At 74.0% G+C, this 4968-nt stretch carries 3 protein-coding genes and 2 pseudogenes; 4 read left to right on the top strand and 1 reads right to left on the bottom strand.

The genetic code is table 11. The features are described 5' to 3' along the window. A pseudogene (locus G3I65_RS18590) lies at positions 1-1139 on the top strand (DUF3367 domain-containing protein); the annotation flags it as partial. A gap of 38 nt (positions 1140-1177) precedes the next feature. Here the strand turns inward: G3I65_RS18590 and G3I65_RS18585 are convergent. Further along, a complete protein-coding gene (locus tag G3I65_RS18585; protein WP_160697233.1) occupies positions 1178-2377 on the bottom strand; it encodes a polysaccharide biosynthesis protein in 1200 nt (399 codons plus the stop codon). Between the two features lie 70 nt (positions 2378-2447). Here G3I65_RS18585 and G3I65_RS18580 point away from each other — a divergent pair, with 70 nt between their 5' ends. The 3 genes and pseudogenes from G3I65_RS18580 to G3I65_RS18570 all read left to right on the top strand — a co-directional run. Further along, on the top strand, positions 2448-4130 hold the full coding sequence (locus tag G3I65_RS18580; protein WP_160697232.1) for a hypothetical protein: 1683 nt from the start codon (positions 2448-2450) through the stop codon (positions 4128-4130). A 3-nt stretch (positions 4131-4133) separates the two neighbouring features. Beyond that, the gene (locus G3I65_RS18575; RefSeq protein WP_160697231.1) at positions 4134-4316 is read left to right on the top strand and encodes a hypothetical protein; all 183 of its coding nucleotides are present in this window, start codon (positions 4134-4136) and stop codon (positions 4314-4316) included. 4 nt (positions 4317-4320) lie between these two features. Further along, positions 4321-4968 (top strand): annotated as a pseudogene (locus tag G3I65_RS18570) (hypothetical protein); the annotation flags it as partial.

Raw genomic sequence — 4968 nt, 5'->3', positions numbered from 1 at the left:
CGTCGCCGAAGCGGATTTCGGGGCTGCACATCGGGGTTGCGCCGGGCAGCGGGGCGCGCGCGCCGCGGCAGGTGGAGCTGGTCGGCCGGTCCGGCACGCGGACGGTCGAGCTGGACGCGAGCGGGTCGGCGTCGTTCGAACCGCTGGACACCGACCAGCTGCAGCTCGTGCTGCCGGGCGACGACGACGATCCGGCGGCCCGCGCGGTCGTCGGCATCGGCAGCCTGGAGCTGTCGGGCGCGCCCGGGCTGCTGCCCGGCCCGGACCCGGCGTTCACGGTGCCGTGCGGGTCGGGCCCGAACATCCACCTCGACGGCCTCGACTACCGCACGTCGGTGCAGGGCACGCTCGCCGACATCACCGCCCACCGGCCGCTGGAACTGCGGATGTGCCGGGATTCCGAGGGCGGCATCGCGTTGCCGGAAGGCGGGCACGAGCTGCGGACGGACCGGTCGGAGTCCTTTGTGGTCCAGGACCTGTGGCTGCGCCCGGCGAAGGCGTCCGCGGCGCCGCCGGTGCACCGGACGGTGCAGGTGGGGACGTGGGACGCGACTTCCCGCACGGTGACGGTCGGGCCGGGCGAGGAAGCGGTGCTGGCGATCCCGGAGAACGCGAACGCGGGCTGGGTGGCCACTGTGGACGGTCGCGAGCTGGCCCGCACCCGCGTGGACGGCTGGCAGCAGGCCTGGCTCGTCCCGGTCGGCGCGGGCGGGGTGGTGTCGCTGGAGTTCACGCCGGACTTCTCGTACCGGACGGGCCTGCTGATCGGCGCGGTGGCGGTGCTCCTGGTGCTGATCGGCGTGGCCTGGCCGGCCCGGCGGCGGCCGTTCCCCGTCGTCGCGGGTGGTTCGGCGGTGCCGGTGGTGCTGATCGGGCTGCTGGTGGCGCTGGGCGGGATGCTGCCGGTGGTGCTGCTGATCGCGTGCCTGCTGGTGCGTCAGTTCTCCGAGCGGGCACCGAGGTACCTGGCGTTCGGCGGGATGGCCGTGGCGGCCGCGGTTTCGGTGACGGGGAGGGTTTTGGGCCACGGCCAGGAGTGGGCGTACGGCCCGGTGACCCAGGCAGCGCTGCTCCTGGCCGCGGCGGCGATGGTGTCGACGTGCGTGGACTGGTTCACCCGGCCCGCGCGTAGTGAATGACTCATTCATGTCGTCAGACGACATGAATGAGTCATTCACTACATCCGGCGTGCCCGGAGTTCGAGCACCGCGCCCGCCACCGCCAGGCCGCCCGCGCTGCACGCCGCCGCCGTGACGACCTGCGTGGCGGACCCGTGCAGCCAGCCCAAGATCAAGGCCGCCTCCGCGGCCACCGCCGTCCACATCAGCAGCGTGACCCGCCGGTCGCCGTCGGCCAGCCGGGCGTACAGCAGGATCTGCACCAGCGCCAGCATCGACCCCGCGAGCGCGAACGGCCACACCGGCATGGTGCTCCCGGCGTAGCGGGAACCCCCGATCACGCCCAGCAACGACGGCCCCACGACCACCGAAACCAGCAGCACCACGGCATCCAGGCCGGCGCACACCGCCAGCGCCACCGGCAGCACCCGCCGCCGTCCCGACGCCGCCGCGAACCTTGGCAGCACCAGCACCCCGACCGCCTGCGGCAGCCAGTACGCGATCTTCGTGACGATCGCCCCCAGCGCGTACTCACCCGCCGCACCGGCCGGCAGCGTGTGCCGCGCCAGCACCAGGTCCAGGTTCACCAGGAGCACCAGCGCCAGCATCGCTTGCGCCGTATGGAGTACCTCGCCGCCGTGCCGGTCGGCCCAGCGCGGGCGCGGACGGCCGCACAGCTGCCAGCCCGCCACCACGACCGCGAGCGAACCGAGCGCCGTCCCGGCCAGCGCGCCGGTCGTCGATCCCGTCAGCAGGAGGCCCAGCAGCGAACCGCCGACCTTGCCGAACCCTTCCAGGGCGATCAGCCCGGCCAGCCGCGCGAACCGGTGCGCGCCCTGCAGGAGACCGTGGAACAACCCCAGCAGCGTCAACGGCCCGAGCGCGGCCGTCACCAGCAGCGCCGGCGTCAGCGAGCCCAGGTGCAGCAGGAGCACCAGCAACGGGCTGAGCGTCAACGCCGCCGTCGCGACGATCCCGCTCGTCACCAGGCCGAGCGCGAACAGCGGTCCCTGAGCCGGTTCGGCCGAACGGGCCACCCGCAGGGCGACGACCGTCTGCAGCCCCATCGCCGGGACGACGCCGATCACCAGCACCGCCAGCAGCGAGCTGAGCTCCCCGAACGCGCCGGGTGCGAGGATCCGCGCGGCCACCAGGCTGAGCACGTAGCTCGCCGCGTTGTTGCCCGCGAGCGCGAGCGAGACGAGGATCGCCGCGACCCGGTTGCCGGTCCGGGCCGGGGCTTCGGTGGCTACGCTCAACGGCGGGCTCCCATTACCGGCGAGTAATGAGCAGCGACCATAACCTCGCGCGCACCGGAAAGGAAGGGCCGTGGACGCACCGGGCAGGCGGTTCGCGCTCCCCGCGTGGTCCGCTGTGCTCGCGTTGGCCGTGTGCGCGCCCTTGCTGCGCCGCGGGTTCACCCTCGGCTACGACATGGTGTTCGCGCCCCGCCAGTACTTCGTGCCGGACGCCTTCGGGCTCGGCAGCACACTGCCGCGGTCGGTGCCCGCCGACGCCGCCGTCGCGCTGGCCACCACGGTCCTGCCCGGCGACATCGTCCAGAAGATCGTCCTGCTGCTGGCCCTCTTCGCCGCCGCGCTCGGGGCGGGCCGGCTGGTCCCGACCGAGCGCCTCGGTACCCGGCTCGTCGCCGCGACGACGTACGCCTGGACGCCGTACGTGGCCGAGCGGCTGTTCATCGGGCACTGGCCGCTGCTGCTGACCTACGCGTGCCTGCCGTGGATCGCCGCGGCCGGGCTGGGGGTGCGCGCGCACGAACCGAATTCCCTGCCGCGGCTGGTGCTCGCGAGCGCGGCCGCGGTCCTCACCCCGCCGGGCGGGGTGCTCGCGGCCGCCGTCATGGTGGTGTCGGCCGGATCCCGGCGGCTCTGGCAGACGATCCCGATCGCCCTCGCGCTGGACCTCCCGTGGCTGGTGCCTGCTTTCCTCAACGCCGGCGGCACGTTCTCCGACCCGGCCGGCGTCACGGCGTTCAGCGCGCGCGCCGAAAGCTGGGGTCCCGCGCTGCTGAGCGTGCTCGGGCTGGGCGGGATCTGGAACGCCGAAACCGTGCCCGGCAGCCGGGCCATGCCGCTGGTCCCGGTGCTGACGCTCGTCGTCGTCGCGATCGCCGTGGCCGGGCTGTGGCCGCTGGCCCGGCGCTGGGGGACGGCACCGGCCCGGTCGTTGTCCCTGCTCGGCGTCGCGGGGGTGCTGCTGGCGTCGCTGGCGACGCTGCCCGGTGGAACCGCGCTGCTGACCGCGGCGACGCGGTACCTGCCCGGCGCCGGGCTCCTGCGCGACGCCCAGAAATGGGTGGCCTGGTGGGCATTGCCGCTCGCGCTCGGCCTGGCGCTGGCCGTCGAAGCCGCCGCGGCGAAGCTGAAAACCGGACGCGGGCGGGTCGCGCTGGCGACGGCGGCGATCGCGCTCCCGCTGGTCACCATGCCGGACCTGGCGTGGGGTGGCTGGGGACGGCTCGGCACCGCGCAGTACCCGGACGACTGGCGGGCGGTGTCCGAAGTGCTCGGTGACCGCCCGGGCGACGTGCTCGCCCTGCCGCTCTCGGCGTTCCGCGGGTTCGCCTGGAACGACGGCCGCACGCAGCTGGACCCGGCGCCACGCGCGCTGCCGAAACCCGTGCTGATGGACGACACGCTGCAGGTGGGGAGCGAGCGGATCGCCGGTGAGGACCCGCGGATCGGCGACGTCCGCGCCGCGACGTCCGCGCGGGAGCTCACCGACGCGGGGATCGGCTGGGTCCTCGTCGAACACGGGACCCCCGGCTACGTCGATCCGCGGTTGCTCGCCGACGCGACACCGGTGTGGTCGGGTGAATGGCTGACGCTGTACCGGACACCGGGTGTGCCGCCGGTGAAAGCGATCTCGTGGACGCCGGCATTGGTGGCGAACGGAGTAGCGCTGGGATTGCTGTGCGTCGCACTGTTGTGCCGCATGTTACCGATGCGTACATTGGGCCGCGGCAGGATTTTCCCGCCGCGGAAGGAGTGACACGTGGGCACGGTCATCGGCGCGGTCGTCGCCGTCATCATCGGCGGCGGGGTGGCGACCGGGGCGGGGTTCGCCCTCGTCCAGGGCGCGGACCCGGACACTTCCGCCCCGGTTCAGGACAAGCTCAACGCGCAGGTGAAGTACAACCCGGCCGACCACCCCGGCAAGATCTACGGGAACCGCTGACGGCGTGACCCGGCTCGCCTCCGACCATGCGCACCGCGTCGTCGGGCTCTACGGCGACCCCACCGTTTCCTGGAGCATCCTCCTCGAAGCGGACCTCGACGTGGCCGCGCCGGAACCGGAAAAGCTCCGGGCGCGCCTGGCTGCCGCGATCCAGCAGTACCCGCACCTCGGTGCCGTGCCCGGGATCGAGACGGCGGACGACTTGCCCGCCGTCCGCGACCGGTTCGCTGCCCAGTCCTACGAACGTGCCGCGCCGCTCGTCCGCGTCGCCGTCCGCGCCGACCCGCCCACGGTGCTCGTCGCCGCGCACCACGGCGCCCTCGACGGCCTCGGCCTCCTGGCACTGCTCGGCATCCTCCTCGACGTCCCGGTTTCCTCGGCGGCGACCGGGATCGGCGCACGCGGCGGCGGCAAACCATTTCTCGTTTCGGCCTTCCAGCGGCTCGCTGAGGCGCTTTTCGCGCCGCCGGGCCGGATCGTGCCGGATCGGGCCGCTCCGTCCGCAGGGGACGTCTTCGCGGCCCGGCACGAACCCGGGCTGCGGCTCGGGGCGCCTGGGTTCGTCACGGCCGCCGTCCGCGCCACCGAACGCTGGAACCGCGCGCACGGCGCCCGGACCGCGCGGGTCGTGGCAGCGCTGGGCGCGTCACGG

The organism is Amycolatopsis sp. SID8362, assembly GCF_010550475.1.
Taxonomy (GTDB): domain Bacteria; phylum Actinomycetota; class Actinomycetes; order Mycobacteriales; family Pseudonocardiaceae; genus Amycolatopsis; species Amycolatopsis eburnea.
Note: the sequence above shows the minus strand (reverse complement) of the source record. Positions and strands in the feature narration are given on the sequence as shown.